General features: G+C 69.9%; 18 protein-coding genes and 1 tRNA gene. 10 read left to right on the top strand and 9 right to left on the bottom strand.

All coding sequences use genetic code 11. The annotated features are described in order from the left end of the window. The first annotated feature begins 33 nt into the window (after window positions 1-33). The gene (locus tag ACIO52_RS25070) at window positions 34-363 is read left to right on the top strand and encodes an acyl-CoA carboxylase subunit epsilon (RefSeq protein ID WP_218720917.1); all 330 of its coding nucleotides are present in this window, start codon (window positions 34-36) and stop codon (window positions 361-363) included. A 5-nt stretch (window positions 364-368) separates the two neighbouring features. Next, window positions 369-1,004, top strand: coding sequence for a nucleoside triphosphate pyrophosphatase (locus ACIO52_RS25065; RefSeq protein ID WP_218720916.1), 636 nt, complete (start codon window positions 369-371; stop codon window positions 1,002-1,004). Here the strand turns inward: ACIO52_RS25065 and ACIO52_RS25060 are convergent. Further along, window positions 930-1,706, bottom strand: coding sequence for a metalloregulator ArsR/SmtB family transcription factor (locus tag ACIO52_RS25060; protein ID WP_218720915.1), 777 nt, complete (start codon window positions 1,704-1,706; stop codon window positions 930-932). The genes ACIO52_RS25065 and ACIO52_RS25060 overlap by 75 nt on opposite strands. 153 nt (window positions 1,707-1,859) lie before the next feature. On the opposite strand from ACIO52_RS25060, the gene ACIO52_RS25055 reads away from it, so the two are divergent. The 4 genes from ACIO52_RS25055 to ACIO52_RS25040 all read left to right on the top strand — a co-directional run bounded on the left by ACIO52_RS25055 (window position 1,860) and on the right by ACIO52_RS25040 (window position 6,251). Continuing rightward, window positions 1,860-2,750 carry a sulfurtransferase gene (locus tag ACIO52_RS25055; protein ID WP_402647190.1) on the top strand — a complete coding sequence of 297 codons (891 nt, stop codon included), beginning with the start codon at window positions 1,860-1,862 and terminating at the stop codon, window positions 2,748-2,750. 188 nt (window positions 2,751-2,938) lie between these two features. Then, the gene (locus ACIO52_RS25050) at window positions 2,939-4,744 is read left to right on the top strand and encodes an acetyl/propionyl/methylcrotonyl-CoA carboxylase subunit alpha (protein WP_218720913.1); all 1,806 of its coding nucleotides are present in this window, start codon (window positions 2,939-2,941) and stop codon (window positions 4,742-4,744) included. Window positions 4,745-4,899: 155 nt separating this feature from the next. Then, a complete protein-coding gene (locus tag ACIO52_RS25045) occupies window positions 4,900-5,868 on the top strand; it encodes a patatin family protein (RefSeq protein WP_316573646.1) in 969 nt (322 codons plus the stop codon). Window positions 5,869-5,906: 38 nt separating this feature from the next. Continuing rightward, window positions 5,907-6,251: a hypothetical protein gene (locus tag ACIO52_RS25040; RefSeq protein WP_218720911.1), complete on the top strand. Its 345-nt coding sequence runs from the start codon at window positions 5,907-5,909 to the stop codon at window positions 6,249-6,251. 71 nt (window positions 6,252-6,322) lie between these two features. Here ACIO52_RS25040 and ACIO52_RS25035 read toward each other — a convergent pair whose 3' ends face one another. The 3 genes from ACIO52_RS25035 to ACIO52_RS25025 all read right to left on the bottom strand — a co-directional run bounded on the left by ACIO52_RS25035 (window position 6,323) and on the right by ACIO52_RS25025 (window position 9,545). Further along, window positions 6,323-7,441, bottom strand: coding sequence for a hypothetical protein (locus ACIO52_RS25035; protein ID WP_402647185.1), 1,119 nt, complete (start codon window positions 7,439-7,441; stop codon window positions 6,323-6,325). A gap of 245 nt (window positions 7,442-7,686) precedes the next feature. Then, window positions 7,687-9,027 carry an L-lysine 6-transaminase gene (gene lat / locus ACIO52_RS25030; protein WP_316573644.1) on the bottom strand — a complete coding sequence of 447 codons (1,341 nt, stop codon included), beginning with the start codon at window positions 9,025-9,027 and terminating at the stop codon, window positions 7,687-7,689. A 65-nt stretch (window positions 9,028-9,092) separates the two neighbouring features. Continuing rightward, window positions 9,093-9,545 (bottom strand): Lrp/AsnC family transcriptional regulator, encoded by a 453-nt coding sequence (locus ACIO52_RS25025; RefSeq protein ID WP_071926582.1) that lies wholly within the window; start codon window positions 9,543-9,545, stop codon window positions 9,093-9,095. A gap of 114 nt (window positions 9,546-9,659) precedes the next feature. On the opposite strand from ACIO52_RS25025, the gene ACIO52_RS25020 reads away from it, so the two are divergent. Further along, window positions 9,660-11,183, top strand: coding sequence for an aldehyde dehydrogenase family protein (locus ACIO52_RS25020; RefSeq protein ID WP_316573643.1), 1,524 nt, complete (start codon window positions 9,660-9,662; stop codon window positions 11,181-11,183). Window positions 11,184-11,235: 52 nt separating this feature from the next. Then, window positions 11,236-11,309: transfer RNA gene (locus ACIO52_RS25015), tRNA-Met, on the top strand. A gap of 87 nt (window positions 11,310-11,396) precedes the next feature. On the opposite strand, the gene ACIO52_RS25010 is transcribed toward ACIO52_RS25015, so the two are convergent. Further along, on the bottom strand, window positions 11,397-12,032 hold the full coding sequence (locus ACIO52_RS25010; RefSeq protein WP_218720908.1) for a TetR family transcriptional regulator: 636 nt from the start codon (window positions 12,030-12,032) through the stop codon (window positions 11,397-11,399). A 95-nt stretch (window positions 12,033-12,127) separates the two neighbouring features. On the opposite strand from ACIO52_RS25010, the gene ACIO52_RS25005 reads away from it, so the two are divergent. After that, entirely contained in the window at window positions 12,128-12,910 is a 783-nt protein-coding gene (locus ACIO52_RS25005; RefSeq protein ID WP_218720907.1) for an SDR family NAD(P)-dependent oxidoreductase, read from the top strand. 55 nt (window positions 12,911-12,965) lie between these two features. Here ACIO52_RS25005 and ACIO52_RS25000 read toward each other — a convergent pair whose 3' ends face one another. The 4 genes from ACIO52_RS25000 to ACIO52_RS24985 form a co-directional block, all read right to left on the bottom strand. Further along, the gene (locus tag ACIO52_RS25000; RefSeq protein ID WP_374104906.1) at window positions 12,966-13,505 is read right to left on the bottom strand and encodes a histidine phosphatase family protein; all 540 of its coding nucleotides are present in this window, start codon (window positions 13,503-13,505) and stop codon (window positions 12,966-12,968) included. Window positions 13,506-13,595: 90 nt separating this feature from the next. Next, window positions 13,596-13,901 (bottom strand): hypothetical protein, encoded by a 306-nt coding sequence (locus ACIO52_RS24995; RefSeq protein WP_218720905.1) that lies wholly within the window; start codon window positions 13,899-13,901, stop codon window positions 13,596-13,598. A gap of 1,476 nt (window positions 13,902-15,377) precedes the next feature. Next, window positions 15,378-15,680, bottom strand: a complete 303-nt coding sequence (locus ACIO52_RS24990; RefSeq protein ID WP_218720904.1) for a WXG100 family type VII secretion target — start codon at window positions 15,678-15,680, stop codon at window positions 15,378-15,380. A gap of 18 nt (window positions 15,681-15,698) precedes the next feature. After that, complete coding sequence (locus tag ACIO52_RS24985; protein WP_218720903.1) at window positions 15,699-16,013, bottom strand: WXG100 family type VII secretion target; 315 nt, start codon at window positions 16,011-16,013, stop codon at window positions 15,699-15,701. A 147-nt stretch (window positions 16,014-16,160) separates the two neighbouring features. On the opposite strand from ACIO52_RS24985, the gene ACIO52_RS24980 reads away from it, so the two are divergent. Beyond that, a complete protein-coding gene (locus tag ACIO52_RS24980) occupies window positions 16,161-21,176 on the top strand; it encodes a DEAD/DEAH box helicase (RefSeq protein ID WP_402647177.1) in 5,016 nt (1,671 codons plus the stop codon). Window positions 21,177-21,178: the final 2 nt, after the last annotated feature.

The following is a 21,178-nucleotide window of genomic DNA, read 5'->3' as shown; positions in this document are numbered from 1 at the left end:
ATCTCCCGGACGAGGCAGGAAGGATCTGGCACTGTGACAACTGTGGCAGAAGAAGACGTGTTGACCGCCGCCGAGCTGGAGCTCGCCGTCGAACCACTCGTCGACGAGGTCGAGCCGTCCGCTAGCGCGGTTGCCGTCGAGCCCGCGGAGAGCCTCGGGGAGCCGATGTTCCGCATCGTGAAGGGCTCGCCGACCGATGAGGACATCGCGGCGCTGGTCGCCGTGCTGAGCGCGGCCGCCGCGAGCGCCCCCGCCACCGGCCCGACCGGCCCGAACGACAACTGGGGCAGGGCGACGCTGATGCACCGGGGCACGTCCCCGTTCTCGCCGTACGCGTACCCGCTGCTGTCGCACCTGCGCTGACGCGGGTGACCCGGCTGGTTCTGGCCTCCGCGTCCCCCGCCCGTCTCGGGATCCTGCGCACGGCGGGCATCGACCCCGTCGTGCGCGTCTCGGGCGTGGACGAGGACGCGGTATCGGCCGCGCTCCCCCCTGACACCTCCTCGCACGACGTCGTCGTCGCCCTGGCCCGCGCCAAGGCGGTCGACGTCGCCGCGTCGATTCCCGAACTCGCCGCCGACTGTGTCGTCGTCGGCTGCGATTCGATGCTGCTCGTCGACGGGCAGCTGCAAGGCAAACCGCACACGCCCGAGGTGGCGCGTGCCCGCTGGGCCGGAATGGCCGGTCGCAGCGCCGATCTGATCACCGGGCACTGTGTGCTGCGGCTGCGCGACGGCGCGGTCGTCGCCGAATCGGCGGAGTGCAGCAGCACTACGGTGCATTTCGCGAAGCCGGCCCCCGACGAGCTCGACGCCTACATCGCCTCGGGCGAACCGCTGCAGGTCGCGGGCGCGTTCACCCTCGACGGGCTGGGCGGCTGGTTCGTCGACCGGATCGAGGGCGACCCGTCCAGCGTCATCGGGATCGGGCTACCGCTGTTGCGCAGGCTGCTCGAAGACGTCGGCGTCGGTGTCACGCAGCTGTGGCGGGACGCGCGGGCCTGACGGCGCGATCACCGGCTTCTCCCCGCTCGCGGCCGGTCCGGCCGTCACCGGTGCGGAGTTCTCCGCGCCCAGGGTGAGTTCCAGCCGGGCCGTACACAGCTCCGGCTCGACGAACGGGTGCAGCTGCACGTCGACACGACCGCGCGCGCCGTTGCGTTCCAGCACCTCCCGCATGAGCCCCATGTGCACCCCGCACACCACTTCGGCGTGCGAGCGGGCCAGTTCCCGCAGCGGGCAGGCGGTGAGATTGATCTGGACGTGCTCGGGCGTCTCGCCGACCGGGTCCTTCTCCGGCGCGAAGCCGAGTTCCGACATCAGCGACATGGTGATGTCCCTGGCGTCGGCGAGGGTTTCCACCGGGTGGGTGCCGATGTCCATCCGGGCGCCCCAGGCACGGCCCGCGGCGACCGCGGCGGCCGAGCGGGTGACCGGATCGGGTCCCAGATGATCGGCGAGGACCTGGGCGAGTTCCTGATAGCCGACCGAGCGCTGCACGGCGCGGTAGCCGATCCGGGGACGGCCGCGACCGCGGGGCGGCTGCTGGAACTGCCGGACGAGGGATTCGCGGGTGAGCACATCGAGATGGAATCGGACCGTGGTGACATGCTGTCCGGTGATCCTGGCCAGTTCCTGGGCGTCGAGGGGCTCGGTGGCGCCACGTAGGATCGCGAGCAGTCGCCGTCGCGGCCAAGAATCGGACATAGCTCACCCCTCCTCTCCAGAGACTTTATCGGACGGCTCTGCGCTTTATTCGACCATTGTGTCGATTCGTGATGTGCCAACACAGACATACCATCGGCTGCGACCCCATCACACTGTCGCATCCGCCCATACTCTCGCGTGAAGGACCACACCGTGCCCGTCGCCCCGGATCCGCACCCCGCCTTCGGTTCCTACGCAGTCCCGCACCGATTGGTAACCACAGAATGGCTGTCCGCAAACATCGGCGTACCCGGTTTGAAGATCATCGAGTCGAACGATGACATCCTCCTCTACGACATCGGCCATGTGCCCGGCGCGGTCAAAATCGATTGGCGTGGTGACCTGAGCGACCCGGTGACCCGCGATTACGTCGACGGCGCCCGGTTCACCGAGCTGATGCGGGCCAAGGGCATCCGGCGCGAGGACACCGTGGTGATCTACGGCGACCGCGACAACGCCCAGGCCGCGCACACCGCCTGGATCTTCACCCTGTTCGGCCACGAGGACGTGCGCCTGCTCGACGGCGGCCGCGACGCCTGGATCTCCGAGGAACGCGACACCACCTTCGACCTGCCCTCCCCCACTCCCACCGACTACCCCCACGTCGAGCGCGACGACACCACCGCCCGCGCCTTCCGCGACGAGGTGCTGACCCGTCTGGGCAGCCCGCTGGTCGACGTGCGTTCGGCCCAGGAGTACTCCGGCGAGGTCGAGGACAAGCCGCTCGACCAGGAGTACGCGACGCTGCGCGGCGGCCACGTGCCGACCGCGGTGAACATCCCGTGGACGCAGGCCTGCACCACCGACGGCCGATTCCGGTCCAGGGCCGAGCTGGACGCGGTCTACGGGGCGCTGCCCGCCGAGGATCTGGTCGTCTACAGCCGGGTCGGCGAGCGTTCCAGCCACACCTGGTTCGTCCTGACCTTCCTGCTCGGCCGCAGGTCGGTGCGCAATTACGACGGTTCCTGGATCGAGTGGGGCAACTCGGTACGGCTGCCGATCAGCCGGGGCACCGACCCGGGCCACGCGACCGGGATCAATTGAAACGTATTCACATCACAGCGTGCCGAGTACTGTGACCTGCGACCTACTCGACAGTAGGGCTAGCCGAGTTCGGGCCCAATTGGCAGACTGCCTACACTCGCCCGAGACGAAAGTTGTCGATACCGGGCACGGGGCCTACACGGCGACCCGTCCCCCGAAGCGACCAAAGATTGCACACAGGAGGCTCAGTGCCCAGCCATGCCAGCGCACGGATCACGAAGGTACTCGTAGCTAACCGCGGCGAGATCGCGGTCCGCGTGATCCGGGCTGCCAAGGACGCGGGGATCACCAGCGTCGCGGTGTACGCCGAGCCCGATGCCGACGCTCCCTTCGTGAAGCTCGCCGACGAGGCGTTCGCCCTCGGCGGTCAGACCTCGGCCGAGTCGTACCTCGTGTTCGACAAGATCCTCGACGCCGCCGCCAAGTCCGGCGCCGACGCGATCCACCCGGGTTACGGCTTCCTCTCCGAGAACGCCGACTTCGCCCAGGCCGTCCTCGACGCCGGGCTCATCTGGATCGGCCCCTCGCCGCAGTCCATCCGCGACCTGGGCGACAAGGTCACCGCGCGCCACATCGCCGAGCGCGCCAAGGCGCCGATGGCCGCGGGCACCAAGGACCCGGTCAAGAACGCCGACGAGGTCGTCGCGTTCGCCAAGGAGTACGGCGTCCCGGTGGCCATCAAGGCCGCCTTCGGTGGCGGTGGCCGCGGCATGAAGGTCGCCCACACCATCGAGGAGATCCCCGAGCTGTTCGAGTCGGCGACCCGTGAGGCCATCGCCGCCTTCGGTCGCGGCGAGTGCTTCGTCGAGCAGTACCTGGACAAGGCCCGCCACGTCGAGGCCCAGGTCATCGCCGACCAGCACGGCAACGTCGTCGTCGCCGGTACCCGCGACTGCTCGCTGCAGCGCCGGTTCCAGAAGCTCGTCGAGGAGGCGCCCGCGCCGTTCCTGTCCGACGACGTCCGCGCCAAGATCCACGACTCGGCCAAGCGCATCTGCCGCGAGGCAGGCTACTACGGCGCGGGCACCGTGGAGTACCTGGTGCAGGGCGAGACCGTGTCGTTCCTCGAGGTGAACACCCGCCTGCAGGTCGAGCACCCGGTCACCGAGGAGACCGCGGGCATCGACCTCGTGCGTCAGCAGTTCGCCATCGCCAACGGCGAGGAACTGTCGATCAAGGAAGACCCCACCCCGCGCGGCCACTCCTTCGAGTTCCGGATCAACGGTGAGGACGCCGGTCGCGGCTTCCTGCCCGCCCCCGGCCCGGTCAACGTCTACCGCGAGCCCACCGGCCCCGGTGTGCGCGTCGACTCCGGCGTCGTCGCCGGCAGCGTCATCGGCGGTCAGTTCGACTCCATGCTGGCCAAGCTGATCGTCACCGGCGAGAACCGCGACCAGGCGCTGCAGCGTGCCCGCCGCGCGCTGGCCGAGTTCGAGGTCGACGGCCTGGCGACGGTCATCCCGTTCCACCGCGCGATCGTCGAGGACCCGGCGTTCATCGGTGACGGCGAGAAGTTCGACGTCTACACCAAGTGGATCGAAACCGAGTGGAAGAACACCGTCGAGCCGTACACGGCCGGTGCTCCCGCCGACGACGAGGACGAGGATCTGCCCCGGCAGAAGGTCGTCGTCGAGGTCGGTGGCCGTCGCGTCGAGGTGTCGCTGCCCGGGCAGTTCACCCTCGGTGGTGGCGCCGCCGGTTCGGCCGGTAACGGTGTCGGTGTCATCCGCAAGAAGCCGAAGGCGCGCAAGCGTGGCGGCGCGGGTGCCGGTGCGGCCTCCGGTGACGCGGTCACCGCGCCCATGCAGGGCACCGTCGTCAAGGTCGCGGTCGAAGAGGGCCAGACCGTCGAGGCGGGCGACCTGATCGTGGTGCTCGAGGCCATGAAGATGGAGAACCCGGTCAACGCGCACAAGGCGGGCGTCGTCACCGGCCTCGCCGTCGAGGCGGGCGCGGCGATCACCCAGGGCACCGTCCTGGCGGAGATCAAGTAGCTCCCACGTCGTAGACGGGCGCCGGTCGATCGCGACCGGCGCCCGTCGTCGTTTCCGACACCGCGGGAACGATCACCGCGGTCCGGGTGAACGGGCGGCGAAGATCGGGCTTCGGGCCGGGCCGCACCCCGGGCACCTGTCGTATCGTGGATCGGGTGACCAGCAGTGCGCGCACCGATCAGGACCCCTCGGCAACGCCGGGTCCGGCCACGGTCACCGAGGTGATCGAGTCCCGCAGGCAAGCCGGGAGCCGAGCCGACGGCCATCGCCTCGCGCTGGTGATCGAGGGTGGCGGCAGCCGCGGGGTCTACTCCAGCGGCATGGTGCAGGCACTCGAGGAACTCGGCCTGTCCGCGGTGTTCGACGCCGTGTACGGCACGTCGGCGGGCGCGATCAACGGCGCGTGGCTGCTGTGCGGACGCGCGGCGACGGGCATGCGGTCCTGGACCGACGCGACGATCATGCGCCGCGTGGTCGACCCGGTCCGCATCCTGCGCGGTCGTCCGGTCTTCGATCTGCGCTACCTGGTGCACCAGGTCTACGACGGCATCGAGCCGATGGACTTCCCGGCGATCCTGGCCAACCCCACCACGTTCCACCCCATCGCCACCGATGTCCGCACCGGCCAGTCGGTGGACCTGGGACCTCACATCGTCGATAAAACCACCCTGATGACCGCGCTACGGGCCTCCGCGGGCTTGCCCCTGCTGGCAGGTCCCCCGGTCGACCTCGGCGGCCGCAGCTACTTCGACGGCGGCCTCTCCGAGACGGTCCCGATCCGCACCGCCGTCGCCGCGGGCACCACCCACGCCCTGGTGCTGCGCACCCGCCGCTGCGACGAGGTCCGCCCGCCCGCGCCCCTGCTGCACCGCGTCGTCGGCGGCGGCTACATGCGCGCCATCGCCCCCGGCGCCTTCCGCGCGTGGTCCCAGCGCCCCGGTCAGCAGGCGGTCGAGGACGACTTCCTCGCCGCCCTGGGCGAGCGCGTCCTGCAGGTGCACCCGCCCGCCGACGCCCCCGCCGTCGACAGCGCGGCTCGCGACACCGATCTGCTCACCCGGGCCCTCGACATCGGCCGCGCCGCCGTCCACGCGGTGCTCGGCGCCCAGCCCCGCCCGGCCTGACCGCATGAGCGCACCCGCGCTCCCCCTACACTGCGGACGTGGAACCGATCGAGATCAACGCGGGCGCCTGGTACCTGCGTGCCCTGCGGGCCGACGAGCGCATCGACGACCGCCCCGCGCTGGCCGACGGCGGCATCACCGATCCCGGCTATGTGGCCACCCGCGCCGCGCAGTGGGCCGACGAATCCCACTTCTCCTGGGCCGTCTGCGTCCCGACGACCGCCGAGCTGGTCGCCGAGATCGGCGTGACGCCGGGCCCCGACGACACCGCCACCGTCACCGGCTGGGCCCGTCCCGGCGAGGACGAGGCGCTGGCGGCGGGTCTCGCGTCGGTCCACCGGTTCGTCGCGGGCGCATTGGGACTGACCGCCGTCCCCGCCTGACGGAATCGGCCGGCCCACCGACGCTGCCCGCGGATCGACCGACCGCGCCGTTGTCGCCTCGACCGTGCGATCTACCGCATGACCCCCGTGTGCCCGGTGGAGTAGCGCCCTGGCTGCGGCCACACCGTCAACCCGTGTGGCCCGTGGTCGACGGGGATGCGCGCCAGCAGTTTCCAGTTCACGATGTCGACCGCGTACACCTCGTTGTTGTGCCGTCCCGACACCCAGAACACCCGCCCGTCGGCGGAGATGTTGCCCATGTCGGGACTGCCACCGCCGGGGATGAACCACTTGTGCACCAACCCGCCCGCGGCGAAATCCCACACCGAGATGCTGCCCTCGTGCCGGTTGGTGATCAGCATCTGGGTGGAGTCGCGGGTGACGTAGAGCCCGTGCGTCCCTTTGCCGGTGGGGATGAACCCGGTGTTGTCGAAGGTGTGCGCGTGAATGGTGTAGATGCCGTCGGCCATCATGTCGGCGACGAAGAAGACGTGCCCGTCGGGCGAGAGCTTCACGTCCTGGGGCATGCCACCGCGCCCGCCCGGCAGGTCGATCATCTTGATCAGCGTGCGCCGCGCGACGTCGAAAACGGCCATCCGCCCGATGAATTCGCAGCTGGCCACGGCGAAGCGGCCGTCGGCGGTGAAGTCCATGTGATCGACCCCGGCGCACTCGGGCACCGCGAGCGCGTGCAGTTTCTGCCAAGTCACCGGGTCGTAGAAGTCCAGCGACTTGTCCGCTTCGGCGACGACCAGGGCGAACTCGCCATCGGGCGTGTAATACATGTTGTACGGGTCGCGGACCGGGAACGCCGGGCCCGCGGGCGCTCCGGTGCGCGGGTCGATGGGCAGCAGGCTGCCGCCGCCGATCGGCAGATCGTTGGTGGCGTAGAGGGTCTGCAAGTCGTAGGACGGCACCACGTGCTGTGGCTCGGTGCCGCCGGAGGAGAAGGTGCCGAGCACCTGGAAGGTGTTCTGGTCGATCACCGTCACGGTGTCGGACTTGCTGTTGGGCACGTAGACCAGCGGCCGGTGATCGGCGACCGACGGACTCAGTTCCCGGTTGGCGGCGTAGATGTCGGTGGGCGACAGCGGCGGCGGCATGCCGGGCAGCAGATCGGTCATGTGGGGCGGCATCGCGGTCGGCGAGGTCGTCGAGGCGGGCGGCGCGGTCGGCGTCTCGACAGTCACGGCCTCACTGTTCGAACAGCCCGCCGTGACGGCGAGCAGCAAGGTGACAGCAATTTGTCCGATTCGCTCGGTGAGGCAGTTCACGCGCTGCACCGTTCCATGTCAGGGTGACTTCCGAGTGACATGGGTGCGAAGCCTAGAAGCAGCACCAGCGAAAATCCAGCAATTCGGACAGCGCGCCGCTCACAGCCCCGGCGCGTCGTCGATGGACACGCGCCGCAAGGCCATGAGCGGCACCTGTTGCGCTACAGGCGCTCTCGCGTCAGCACCGCGTCCAAGGCATCGACCGCCCGCTCCAGCTCTTCCTCGGTGACCGTCAGCGGCGGCCGGAAACGGAGGCCACTGGTCCCGGTGCCGAGCAGCAGCACGTGCTGACGCTCCCGCAGCGCCGTCACCACCCGGTCCCGCAGGTCCGGGGTGGCCAGCGTGACCGCGCACATCAGACCGCGCCCGCGGGGTTCGCTCACCTTGTCCGGGTGCGCGGCGGCGAGCTGGCCGAGCTGGTCGAGCAGGTAGGCGCCCAGCGGCACCGACTTCGCGATCAGCCGATCCTGTTCCAGCACTTCGAGAATGCGCCGGGTGCGCACCATGTCGGTGAGGTTGCCGCCCCAGGTGGAGTTCAGCCGCGAGCTCACCTGGAAGACGTTGTCGGGCACCTCGTCGACGCGTCCGCCGGCCATGATGCCGCAGACCTGGGTCTTCTTGCCGAACGCGACCACATCCGGCTCGATGCCCAATTGCTGGTAGGCCCAGGTGGTTCCGGTCATCCCGACGCCGGTCTGCACCTCGTCGAGGACGAACAGCGCGTCGTTGTCGTGACACAGGCGCTGCATCGCGCCGAGGAACTGCGGCCGCAGGTGCCGGTCGCCGCCCTCACCCTGGATGGGCTCGGCGATGAAGCAGGCGATGTCGTGCGGATGGTCGGCGAAGGCCTGCGCGGCCTGCGCGATGGCGCGGGCCTCCAGCGCGGCGATGTCCGGGCCCGCGAACGTGTGCGGGGTCTCGATGCGCGGCCAGGCGAACTTCGGGAACCGCGCGGTCTTGACCGGGTCGGTGTTGGTCAGCGACATCGTGTAGCCGCTGCGGCCGTGGAACGCCCCGGTCAGGTGCAGTACCTGGGTGCCGAGTTCCGGTGGACGACCGTGTGATTCGTTGTGCCTGCTCTTCCAGTCGAACGCGACCTTGAGCGCGTTCTCCACCGCCAGCGCACCGCCGTCGACGAAGAACAGATGCGGGAGGCGTGGGTCGCCGACGACGCGGACGAAGGCCTCGACGAAGCGGGCCATCTCGACGGTGTAGATGTCGGAGTTGCTCGGTTTGTTCAGCGCGGCGGTGGCCAGCTCGGCGCGGAAGCGTTCGTCGCCCGCCAGCGCCGGATGGTTCATCCCGAGCGCGTTGGAGGCGAAGAAGCCGAACATGTCGAGGTAGGCGGTGCCGTCACGTTCGTCGATCAGTGTCCGGCCGTGCGACTTGTGCAGATCGAGCACAAGCTCGAAGCCGTCCGCGAGGATGTGCGAGGACAGGATTTCGTGGACCCGGTTGGCGGGGGTGACCGCCGCGCCGGGGCGCTCCAGTTCGATGGTCACAACGCCGAGGGTACGCAAATATTTACGGAACCTCTACGGAATCGCGGAACAATTACGAGGAATCGTTACCTGTCGTAGAATGTCTGCAGGATGATGGTGCTGCGCGTCCGCACATTGGCGGTGGCTCTGATCTCCTGCAGCAGCTGTTCCAGGTGCCGCGGGGAGGCGACCCGAACCAGCAGGACGTAGCTCTCTTCGCCCGCCACCGAGTGGCACGCCTCGATGCCGGGGATGTGTTGCAACAATGCGGGCGCGTCATCGGGCTGGGACGGGTCGAGAGGAGTGATCGCGACGAACGCCGACAACAGGTGCCCGAGCGCTTCGGGATCGACATGCGCCGCGTACCCGCGGATCACTCCACGCGCTTCGAGCCTGCGCACCCGCGACTGCACTGCCGAGACCGAGAGGCTGGCCTTCTCCGCCAGGTTCGACAACGTGGCGCGACCATCGCTCATCAGTTCTTTGATCAATAGTCGGTCGATGTCGTCGAGCTGGGGTCTAGCCGGTGTATCCGCCATCAGCGAAGGCTAACGCAGCACGGGGGTCGCGCGGGGAAAACTTCTTTCTGTTCCCCCACCGAATTCCACCGAACTTTTCCGTGAGCCGTACCAAACAGCAGAAGGTGAGCAGCGATGACCCACAGCGTGACCGAGCACTTCTCCGAGCAGCTGGCGCTGCGAGCCAGGGCGCTGCTGCACGGCCTCGGCGCCGAGCTCCCCGAGTCCGGTGACCTGCTCGCCCGCACCCCCATCTCCGGTGGCGCCCTGCCGCCGGTCACCACCGACACCACCGACGACGTCGACGCCGCGATCGAGCGGGCCGCCACCGCGTTCCTGAGCTGGCGCACCGTGCCCGCGCCGGTGCGCGCAGGGCTGGTGCGCCGGCTGGCCGAGCTGCTGGTCGCCCACCAGAGCGAGCTGGCCGAGCTGGTCACGCTGGAGGCGGGCAAGATCGGCCCCGAGGCCCTGGGCGAAGTGCAGGAGATGATCGACGTCTGCGAGTTCGCGATCGGGCTGTCCCGCCAGCTCTACGGCGCCACGATGCCTTCCGAGCGGCCCGGGCACCGGCTCATGGAGACCTGGCATCCGCTCGGCGTCGTCGGGGTGATCTCGGCGTTCAACTTCCCGGTCGCGGTGTGGGCGTGGAACACCGCGATCGCGCTGGTCTGCGGGGACACCGTGGTGTGGAAGCCCTCGGAGACCACCCCGCTGACCGCACTGGCCTGTCACACCCTGCTGCGCCGCGCCGCCGTCGACGTCGGCGCCGATCCCGCGGTGCACCAGCTGATCCAGGGCGACGCGGCGGTCGGCGAGGCACTGGTCGACGACCCGAGGGTCGCGCTGCTCAGCGCCACCGGTTCGGTGCGGATGGGCGCCGCCGTCGCCCCGCGCGTGGCCGCCAGGTTCGGCCGCTGTCTGCTGGAGCTGGGCGGCAACAACGCCGCGATCGTCGCGCCGAGCGCGGATCTGGAGCTGGCGGTGCGCGGCATCGTCTTCTCCGCGGCGGGCACGGCGGGGCAGCGCTGCACCACGCTGCGCAGGCTGATCGTGCACCGATCCATCGCCGATCAGCTCGTCGAGCGGCTCGTCGCCGCGTACCGCCAACTGCCCGTGGGCAATCCGCTCGACGACGGCGTGCTGGTCGGCCCGCTGATCAACGAGCGCGCCTTCATCTCGATGCAGAAGGCACTGCTGCAGGCCGAGGACACCGGCGGCGAGATCGTTTGCGGCGGTGAGCGAATCGACCTCGTCGGCCCGGACGCCTACTACGTGCGCCCCGCCATCGTGCGCATGCCCGCGCAGACCGAGCTGGTGCGCGAGGAGACCTTCGCGCCGATCCTCTACGTGCTCGTCTACGACGCGATCGACGACGCCATCGCCCTCAACAACGCTGTGCCACAGGGTCTTTCCTCGTCGATCTTCACCCTCGACCAGCGCGAGGCCGAGCGGTTCCTCGCCGGATCGGACTGCGGCATCGCCAATGTCAACATCGGCACCTCGGGCGCGGAGATCGGCGGCGCGTTCGGCGGCGAGAAGAACACCGGCGGCGGTCGCGAATCCGGCTCCGACTCGTGGAAGGCCTACATGCGCAGGGCCACCAACACCATCAACTACTCCGCCGAGCTGCCGCTGGCCCAGGGCATACATTTCGGCTGATCAGGAACCGATTTCGTCTTCCGTGCCGCGCCGTGTACAGTGGTATTTACGACGCGGGATGGAGCAGCTCGGTAGCTCGCTGGGCTCATAACCCAGAGGTCGCAGGTTCAAATCCTGTTCCCGCTACTAGACGAAAGCCCCGGAGTTTCGACTCCGGGGCTTTCGTCGTTTTCCGGCACCGAGTCGACGGCCGCGCGCACCCCGCGATCCCGGCTACAGGAGTGTGTGCGCGGCGAGGCGGGCCAGGCAGGCGTCGACGACAACGGCGGCCGAGTCGGATTCCGCTTCGGCGGCCCATCTTTCGGTACCCAGCCGCACCGCCGCGTTGGCCATGGCGGCGGCGAGCGCGACATCCAGGTCGTCGGGCGAGCGGCCGGTGCGCGCCGCGATGATGGGAATCAGGCTGAGTTCGCAATCCTGCTGGACACGCAGCCAGGTCGCCCGCAGGGCGGGCAGTTCGGTGACAGCGCGCAGCAGGGGATGCAGGAGCTCGCCGGCGATGCCGCCGTCGGCCAGGGTGGCGGCGGTCGCGGTGCGGTAGGAGCGACTCAGCGCCTCGCGCAGCGGGAGCTCCGGCGGACAAGCGGCGAGTTCGTCCGCCCAGGCCTGGGTGCCGATGGCCAGCAGTGGGGCGACGACGTCTTCCTTGCCTGCAAAGTACCGATAGAAGGTCCGCAACCCCATCCCCGCGGACGCGGCGATGTCCTCGACAGTCGTCGCGGAATACCCGTTTTCGGCAAAGAGCCGAGCGGCGACCATGGCCACCTCCTTGCGGGTGGCCGCACGGCGGATCTCGCTGAGCGCCGGCCGCCCAGGGCTGGGCGCCGCGCGCTTCGGTTGCCTGGTCACGGCCGCACTATACCCACCTCGCCAAGATTCTCTGCACGTCCTGCCATTTATGGCATATCGTGTCAGAAACACTCTCAACGACGAGGAAGAATCACATGAACCGTCTCGAACAGCGCCGCATCCTGGTCACCGGAGCCGGATCCGGCATCGGCCAGGCCACCGCCCTCCGCCTGCTGTCCGAAGGCGCGGTCGTCGTCGGCGCCGACGTCAACGCCGAAGGCCTGCGGGCGACCCGTGCCCGCGCCGCCGAGGCGGGCACCGATGCGCGGTTCACCACGCTGGAGATGAACATCGGCGACGAGTCCGACGTCATCGCCGGGGTCCGCAGCGCCGTGGCGTCACTCGGCGGCCTGGACGCCCTCGTCAACGCCGCGGGCATTCTGCGCGCCGCCCATACCCACGAGACGTCCCTGGATCTCTGGAACCAGATCATCAACGTCAACCTCACCGGCACGTTCCTGGTGATCCGCGAGGCCCTGCCCGCCCTGCTCGCCAACCCCAGCAGCACGATCGTGAACTTCAGCTCCACGTCGGCGACCTTCGCCCATCCGTACATGGCCGCCTATTCCGCCAGCAAGGGCGGCATCCAATCGCTCACCCATGTGCTGGCCCTCGAGTACGCCAAGCAGGGCCTGCGCGCGGTCAGCGTCGCCCCCGGCGGCATCAAGTCCGGCCTCACCGACGCCACCCCCGGCTACCTGCCCCAGGACTCCGACTGGTCGCTGTTCAGCCGCCTGGTCGCCGTTGTCCCGCAGGACAACCCGGCGGAGCTGGCCGGTCCCGAGAATGTCGCCGGCGTCATCGCCATGCTCGTCTCCGACGACGGCCGTTTCATCAGCGGTACCGAAATCCGCATCGACGGCGCCGCCCACACCTGACCACGGCCACCGACGACCCCCGGAATCGACCGTGAGTCCGGGGGTTTCGTCGCTGCTAGGAACCGCCCAGGCGCAGCGTCCAGTTGCCGCGGTAGTGCAGCCGGGTCACGCTCGCGGGCGGAACATCCATGCGCCAGAACGATTTCGGCGGCGAGTCGAGCACTACCAGCAGCACCGCTCTGACCACCGCCGGATGGGTCACCGCCACCGTGTCGCGCCCCGCCGAGGCGATCTCGGCCAGCCAGAACCGCACCCGGTCGACCAGGTCGGTCACCGACTCGCCGCCGTGCCCGCGGAATTCGGGATCGGTGAGCCAGGCGAACAGCTGATCCTGGGCCAGCGAGCTCATCTCGGTCCCACGCCACGACCCCGCGTCGAGATCCCGCAATCGCGCGTCCAGTTCCCCGACCACCCCGAGCGTCTCGGCCGTCTCCCGAGCCCGCCGTTCCGGCCCGGTCCGCACCTGCGCACCCTCGGGCACCGAGTACGCCCGCAGCGCACCCCGCCCCGACTCGTCGAGTGGTTCGTCGACAGGAAATCGCGCCTTCCGGACCGCCTCGGTCAGGCCGTGACCGACGAGGTCGACTCTGAGCACCGTTTGCACGAGAGCCCAGCGTAGCGTCGGCTCACTCGGCAGTGTGACGCAGGTCATCGGCCAACTTCCGGAGCCGGTCCGCAGCAGGGTCTATCCGTCGTAGTCGATCCTTCGGCCGTCGTCGTCGTAGGCCGGTCGACCTTCCTTGTCGAGCCACGCACCGGTGCTGGGATGACGTGTCCAGCCCTCGAACTCGGTGCCGCCCAGATCATCGGAGAACCGGCCGCCGAACCCGGGGCTGGTGCCCGCGGGCGCCGGACCGAGCAGTCGCCGCTGCTCCTCGAACTCGGCGAACATGCGCTCGCTGCGCGCGATGTCCTCCGCGGACGGTCGCAACCCCAGTCGCTCGGCTTCCTCCGCCGAATAGAAGATCTTGCCGCCGAACTTCTCGGGCATCGGGGTCCTCCTACATTTCCGTCATCTTGATGAGTATCCGGCCGGTCGCCGGGTCGACCGTCTTGCTGTGGACGAAGAAGTTGGTCCCGGACGCGAACAGCACCTCGTCGGGCGTCCCGTACTCGCTGTAGTCGCGGCCGGTCTTGCTGACGATCTGGAACTCGACCTCCGAGTTCTGCACGGTGAGTTCGTTGACGCCCTTCGGATTGGTACTGGCCGAAGTGAATCCCAGCTCGGTGACGGGCTGGTCCTGTTGGTACCGGGCAAGCTGTTCGGGGGTCAGGTTGGTATGCCGGCTGACCAGGCCCTCGTGGGCGGGCATCTTTCCGAGCGCCTCGTTGAGCGCGTCGATCTGGCGCTGCTGGTCGGCGGTCGGTGTTTCCCCGGAGCGCAGGATATCGGTCAGCGATCGGCCCCGAAGGTCACTCGGGCCCTGGAGCAGTGCGCGGCGATCATCGTCGCTCAGGCTTGCCGCCTTCGGTGTCGTGACCCCGTCACCCTTGCCTCGCAACCGTTCGAAGAGTTCGGTGATCTCCTGTTTGGCCTTCGACATGGCGGCCGCGGCATCGTCGGCCAGACCTTTCAGCTGCAACGCTTTGCGGGCTCGCCATGCCGTCACCGCGGCTTTGATCGTCACCGACCATCGACGAGCCGACTCCACCGCCTTGGCGCCGGCGATCAGGCCGCCGACGCCGGTCAGGCAGGTGGCGATCACCGTGACGGCAGCGTCGATGGCGGCGTCGGTGATGATCGCCTCGATGAACCCCTTGATCTCCTCGCGAAGTTCCTGGATCGCGCCTCGGTAGTCGAGACACGACGTACTGATCTGCGTGCACGTGGTGAGCAACGCCCCGATCGATTTCTCGATCTTCTTCAGGTCTTCCCGGACCTGCATCGCGTCGGTGGAGGTGACCCCGTCGAACAGACCGGCGGCGATCGTGATCTTGTCCTTGGCGTTCGTGTTCTGGTAGATCGTGCCGAGCCGGTCCCACGCCTCCGCCGCTTTGGTGAGCGTGTCGGTATTACCGTCCGGAAGTGGACAGTTGATCGCATCGAGAACGTCGATGGCCGTCTGCGCCAGACCCTGCGGTGTCCCGCCCGCCGCCGACGCGGGCAGCGCGTAGGGCCCGAACGTGGCGGTCGACGCCGAATCTGCGGGCCTCGTCGGTTGTTCTGTGCCCTTGATCGCGGCGTCGGACTTCGCGTGTTCGAAACCGATGTCGTTGAGCGCCGTGCCGTAGGCACGCAAGGTCGAATACGTCTGCCCGTAGAACGCGACGGCATCCCGCGCGGACTGGTCGTAGGACGCCGCCCAAGCTCGGCCGTCTTCGTCGCGGCCCGCCATCATCCCGTAGCCGTTGAGCTCACCGAAAACGTAGGTGAAGCTGTCGAACAGAGACGCGGCGGCATCGAAGCAATTGGTGGCAGCCTGGTAGTAGACCTTGGGATCGACGTCGAGCTTGGTGACCGTCGGCGTCATACGCCCAGGATCTTCAACGTCGCCGACGCCGCGTCGGTATAGCTCTGGTGTGCGGTCTTCGCCGCCGCTTCCAACGCCGCCAGGCCCTCCTGCATATCGGTGACCCCGGCCCGCCACTCCGTATGCGCCTCGCTGTAGGCCGTGGCCGCCGCACCGGACCACACGCCCTCGACCTCCTTGGCCTTGGCATCGAGCGCGGTCAGCACATCGGCGACAGCGGACATGTACCCACGCATCCGCGCGGTCAACTGTTCGAGCTGGTCGAGATCGACCGAGAACGCGGGAGGTTCAGTCGTCATCAGAGGTCGGCTCCGCACTCACAGATTCAGCGTGTAGGTCGCCGCGGCATTGGACTCGTCGACCTGCGCGAGGGTTTCCGCGGTGATCCCCAGCTTCTCGGCCAGTTCGAACAACGCGTCCCACACCTGATCGGCACCGAGATGGAACTCCTCCCACCCCGCGGTGAACACACCGGCGTTGTTCCCGGTCCAGGTCTCGATCGTGGCCCGCAAATCGGTCACCAACGAGGCGTACCCGGCCTGGCATTCCTGCGCCACCTGATAGGCCACCCGCCCCAGCGCTCTGACTTCTTCGGGCTCGACCGAAACCGTCGAAGGATCGCCCCCAGCCATCGAATCCTCCGTCGAATGTCCCCGGTGACGGGTTCCGGTCACCCGTCCATCCCCGGGGAACGGTAATCCCGTCGGCTACAGACGGCAAACGTGACCGCGCTGCTAGCGTCCAGGGGCTTGTCGGTGGGGCGGTGCACACTGAACGCTATGGATCGGTTCTCGCCCGCTACCGCGCAGTGGTTCGACGGGGCCTTCGCCGGGCCCACGTCGGCCCAGCTCGGGGCGTGGCAGGCGATCGCCGACGGGGAGCACACGCTGGTCGTCGCGCCCACCGGGTCGGGGAAGACGCTGTCCGCGTTCCTGTGGGCCATCGATCGGCTGGCGACCCGGCCCGCACCGGAACCGGGGACGCCGCGCGGGACGTCGGTGCTGTACGTCTCGCCGCTCAAGGCGCTGGCGGTGGATGTCGAGCGGAATCTGCGGGCGCCACTGGTGGGGGTCACGCAGACCGCGAAGCGACTGGGGCTGGACCCGCCGGAGATCTCGGTGGGGGTGCGCTCCGGCGACACCACGCCCGCGCAGCGGCGGGCGATGCAGCGCACGCCGCCCGACATCCTCATCACCACGCCGGAGTCGCTGTTCCTGCTGCTCACCTCGGCGGCCAGGGAGAGCCTGGCCCAGGTCGGCACGGTGATCGTCGACGAGGTGCACGCCATCGCGGGCACCAAGCGCGGCGCGCACCTGGCCCTGTCGCTGGCCCGGCTGGATCAGCTGACCGAGCGGCCGGCCCAGCGGATCGGCCTGTCGGCGACGGTGCGCCCGCCCGAGGAGGTCGGCCGATTCCTGGTGGGCTCGGCGCCGATCACCATCGTGCGCCCGCCCGCGCCGAAGACCTTCGACCTGTCGGTGCGCGTCCCGGTGGCCGACATGACCGATCCGGGCGATTCCGAGCAGCCGGGGTCGATCTGGCCGCACGTCGACGAGGCCATTGTCGACCTGGTGCTCGAGCACCGGTCCTCGATCGTGTTCGCGAACTCGCGCAGGCTCGCCGAACGGCTGACCGCGCGGCTCAACGAGGCCTACGCGGCCAGGCTGGGCGAGCCGGTGGACACCGAGCACGCGCCACCCGCCCAGCTCGGCCCGTCCACCGAGGTGATCCACGGCGCCGACCAGCTGCTGGCCAGGGCCCACCACGGCTCGGTCAGCAAGGAGCAGCGCGCGCTCATCGAGGACGACCTCAAGAGCGGCCGACTGCGCTGCGTGGTGGCCACCAGCAGCCTCGAGCTCGGCATCGACATGGGCGCGGTCGATCTGGTGGTGCAGGTGGAGGCGCCGCCGTCGGTGGCCAGCGGGCTGCAGCGAGTCGGCCGCGCCGGGCACCAGGTCGGCGAGGTCTCGCGCGGCGTGCTGTTCCCGAAGCACCGCACCGATGTCATCCACTGCACCGTCGCGGCCCAGCGGATGCTGGCCGGTGAGATCGAGATGCTGCAGATCCCCGCGCATCCGCTCGATATCCTGGCCCAGCAGACGGTGGCCGCTTGCGCGCTCGAACCGATCGATGTCGACGGCTGGTTCGATATCGTCCGCGCCACCGGCAGTTACGCGAACCTGCCCCGCTCGGCCTACGAATCCGTGCTCGACCTGCTGGCGGGCCGCTACCCGTCCGACGAGTTCGCCGAACTGCGACCGCGCGTGGTCTGGGACCGCGACGCGGGCACCCTCACCGGCCGTCCCGGCGCGCAACGCCTCGCCGTCACCTCCGGCGGCGCCATCCCCGATCGCGGCATGTTCGCGGTGTTCATGGTGGGCGAGAAGGCTTCCCGGGTGGGCGAACTCGACGAGGAGATGGTCTACGAGTCGCGCGTGGGCGACGTCTTCGCGCTCGGCGCGACCAGCTGGCGGATCGAGGAGATCACCTTCGACCGGGTGCTGGTCTCGCCCGCCTTCGGACTGCCCGGCCGGCTGCCGTTCTGGCACGGCGACAGTTTGGGTCGTCCGGCCGAATTGGGCACCGCCCTGGGCGAATTCGTGCGCACGGCGGGTCAGGTGTCGGCCGACGACCTGTCCCGGATCGTCGCGGACATGGGCATCCGGCCGCCCGGATCTGCTGCGTCACAGGACAATTCGATGACGTCCTCCGCGCTCGCCGAGCCCGCGGCGAACGGCGGCGTGCAGAAGTCCGCCCGCGCGCGTTCGACGAAGCGCGCGCAGACCCCCGACGCCGCCGCCCGGCTGGAACAGCTGGTCCGCACCGCGGGCCTGGACCAGAACGCGACGGCGAACATGGTCGGCCTGCTCGAGGAGCAGCGCACCGCCACCGGCCAGCTCCCCACCGACCGCACCCTGATCGTGGAGCGCTTCCGCGACGAGCTCGGGGACTGGCGACTGGTCTTACACTCCCCCTACGGCACCCCGGTGCACGCACCGTGGGCACTGGCCGTCGGGGCCCGGCTCCAGGAACGCTTCGGCATCGACGCGGCGCCGACCGCGTCCGACGACGGCATCGTGGTGCGCCTGCCCGACACCACCGACGACCCGCCCGGCGCCGAACTGTTCGCCTTCGAACCCGACGAGATCGACGACATCGTCACCGAGCAGGTCGGCGGCTCCGCGCTGTTCGCCTCCCGCTTCCGCGAGTGCGCGGCCAGGGCGCTGCTGCTGCCGCGCCGCGACCCGGGCAAGCGCGCACCGCTGTGGCAGCAGCGACAGCGCTCGGCCCAATTGCTGGATGTGGCACGCAAATTCCCGGATTTCCCGATCCTGCTGGAAACCGTGCGCGAATGCCTGCGCGATGTCTACGACCTGCCGTCCCTGCGCGAGCTGCTGACCAAGCTCGCCCGCCGCGAGGTGCGGCTGATCGATGTCGAGACCGCCAGCCCGTCCCCGTTCGCCAACGCCCTGCTGTTCTCCTACATCGGCCAGTTCCTCTACGACGGCGACAGCCCGCTGGCCGAGCGCCGCGCCGCCGCCCTGGCACTGGACTCGAGCCTGCTGGCCGAACTCCTCGGCCGCGTCGAACTGCGCGAACTGCTCGACCCCGCCGTCATCACCCTCACCGAACGCGAACTCCAGCGCCTCACCCCCGAACGCTGGGCCCGTGACGCCGAGGGCCTGGCCGACCTGCTGCGCCTGCTCGGCCCGCTCACCCCCGCCGAAGCCGCCGCCCGCTGCGTGCGGCGCGGTGACACACCAGCTTCCGCGCTCGAAAGCCCGTCCGTCGAGGCAGGCCGGCCCGATGCGGCCGCGGACCTCGCCTTGCCGATCGCCGAGGCCGCTGACTCGGCCGCCGCGCACACCGACGTGCTCGCCGACTCCGACGCACCGACCTGGTTCGCGGAACTCCGGCACGCCCATCGCGCGCTGGAGGTTTCCTTCGCGGGCCGCACCTGGTGGGTGGCGATCGAGGACGCCGCCCGCCTGCGTGACGCGCTCGGGGTGCCGCTGCCGATCGGGGTGCCCGCCGCGTTCATCGAACCCGTCCCCGACCCGCTCGGCGACCTGGTCGGCCGCTACGCCCGCACCCACGCACCGTTCAGCACCGCCGATGTCGCGGCGCGCTTCGGCCTCGGCTCGGCGGTCGCGGCCACCGCGCTGCATCGGTTGCTGGCCGAGAAACGGGTGGTGGAGGGCGAATTCACGCCCGCGACGGCTGGCACCGAATGGTGCGACGCGCAGGTGCTGCGCCGGTTGCGCCGCCGCTCGCTGGCTGCCGCACGGCACGAAGTCGAGCCGGTGTCGACCGCCGCGCTCGGCCGCTTCCTCCCTGCCTGGCAGCACGTCGGTTCCGGTGAGCTGCGCGGAATCGACGGGGTCGCCACGGTGGTGGAACAGCTCGCGGGCGTGCCGATTCCGGCGTCGGCCTGGGAATCGCTGATCCTGCCGATGCGCGTGCGCGACTACTCCCCCGCCATGCTGGACGAATTGATGGCCAGCGGGGAGGTGATCTGGTCCGGGCACGGCGCGATCACCGCCCGCGACGGCTGGATCGCGCTGCACCTGGCCGACCAGGCCCCGTTCACCCTGCCGCCGCCCGACGACATCGATCCCACCGACCTCCAGCTCGGCCTCCTGGCGGCGTTGGGCGCACCGCTGGAGCCGTGGCCGCCGCGCGCCGCGCAACCACCCACGGTCGACCTGGACGCACCGGCGGCCTCCGGGCCCGCCGGATCCGGTGCCGGGCCGACCGATCCGCCCACCGCCCACCTCACCACCCATGGCGACCGCACGCCCCGCGCGGACGCAGGCGATCCGGCCGCCGTGCCCGCGAGCCCGGATTCCCCGCGCCGCCTACCGCCCACCCTGCACGGCGGCGGCGCCTACTTCTTCCGCCAGCTCTCCGACGCCACCGGCCTGCTCGACGACAAGGCCGTCGGCGAGGCGCTGTGGCAGCTGGTGTGGGCCGGTTACGTCTCCGGCGACACCTTCGCCCCCGTGCGCGCTCTGCTCTCCGGCACCGCCCGCAGCACCACCGCCCATCGCACCCCGCGCCGGGCTCCCCGCGGCCGCGCCTACCTGCCGCGCCCGGCGATGCCGACCCGCAGCGGTCCGCCGACTCTGGCCGGGCGCTGGTCGATCCTGCCGGAACGGGTGCAGGACAACACCTTGCGCGCCCACGCCACCGCCGATCAACTCCTCGAACGCTACGGCGTGCTGACCCGGGGGTCGGTCCAGAACGAGGGCGTGCCCGGCGGTTTCGCGCTGATGTATCGAGTGCTCACCGAGTTCGAGGACCGCGGTCGTTGCCGCCGTGGCTATTTCGTCGACACGCTCGGCGGCGCGCAGTTCTCCACCACCGACACCGTCGACCGGCTGCGCTCCTTCGACACCGACCGCACCGCCACCCAGCCCGGCGTCGCGGTGGCCCTGGCCTCCTGCGATCCGGCCAACCCGTACGGCGCCGCGCTGCCGTGGCCGAAGGGTGACGCCGAGGGCGGCCACCGGCCCGGCCGCAAGGCGGGCGCCCTGGTGGTGCTGGTCGGCGGCGAGCTGGTGCTGTACGTGGAGCGCGGCGGCAAGACCCTGCTCAGCTTCACCGAGGACCCCGGACTGCGGCGGCTGGCCGCGACCGCGCTGGCCGGGCTGGTGCACGATCGCCGGGTCGACGGCCTGGTGATCGACAAGATCAACGGAGAGACCGTGCACGGCAACACCTTCGCCGATGTCCTGGTCGAGTCCGGGTTCTCGATGACCCCGCGCGGCCTGCGGCTGCGCAGGCAGGTGTAGCC

The sequence above is a fragment of the Nocardia sp. NPDC087230 genome (assembly GCF_044744725.1).
GTDB classification, from domain to species: domain Bacteria; phylum Actinomycetota; class Actinomycetes; order Mycobacteriales; family Mycobacteriaceae; genus Nocardia; species Nocardia canadensis.
The sequence above is the reverse complement of the archived record's forward strand: the minus strand, read 5'-3'. Positions and strand labels throughout refer to the sequence as shown.

Excerpts from the sequence above, each read along its gene's own strand:
- ACIO52_RS25060 (WP_218720915.1), bottom strand. The coding sequence starts at position 1,706 with ATGTCCGATTCTTGGCCGCGACGGCGACTGCTCGCGATCCTACGTGGC.
- ACIO52_RS25025 (WP_071926582.1), bottom strand. The coding sequence starts at position 9,545 with ATGGCGGATACACCGGCTAGACCCCAGCTCGACGACATCGACCGACTA.
- ACIO52_RS25020 (WP_316573643.1), top strand. The coding sequence starts at position 9,660 with ATGACCCACAGCGTGACCGAGCACTTCTCCGAGCAGCTGGCGCTGCGA.
- ACIO52_RS25005 (WP_218720907.1), top strand. The coding sequence starts at position 12,128 with ATGAACCGTCTCGAACAGCGCCGCATCCTGGTCACCGGAGCCGGATCC.
- ACIO52_RS24995 (WP_218720905.1), bottom strand. The coding sequence starts at position 13,901 with ATGCCCGAGAAGTTCGGCGGCAAGATCTTCTATTCGGCGGAGGAAGCC.
- ACIO52_RS24990 (WP_218720904.1), bottom strand. The coding sequence starts at position 15,680 with ATGACGACTGAACCTCCCGCGTTCTCGGTCGATCTCGACCAGCTCGAA.
- ACIO52_RS24985 (WP_218720903.1), bottom strand. The coding sequence starts at position 16,013 with ATGGCTGGGGGCGATCCTTCGACGGTTTCGGTCGAGCCCGAAGAAGTC.
- ACIO52_RS24980 (WP_402647177.1), top strand. The coding sequence starts at position 16,161 with ATGGATCGGTTCTCGCCCGCTACCGCGCAGTGGTTCGACGGGGCCTTC.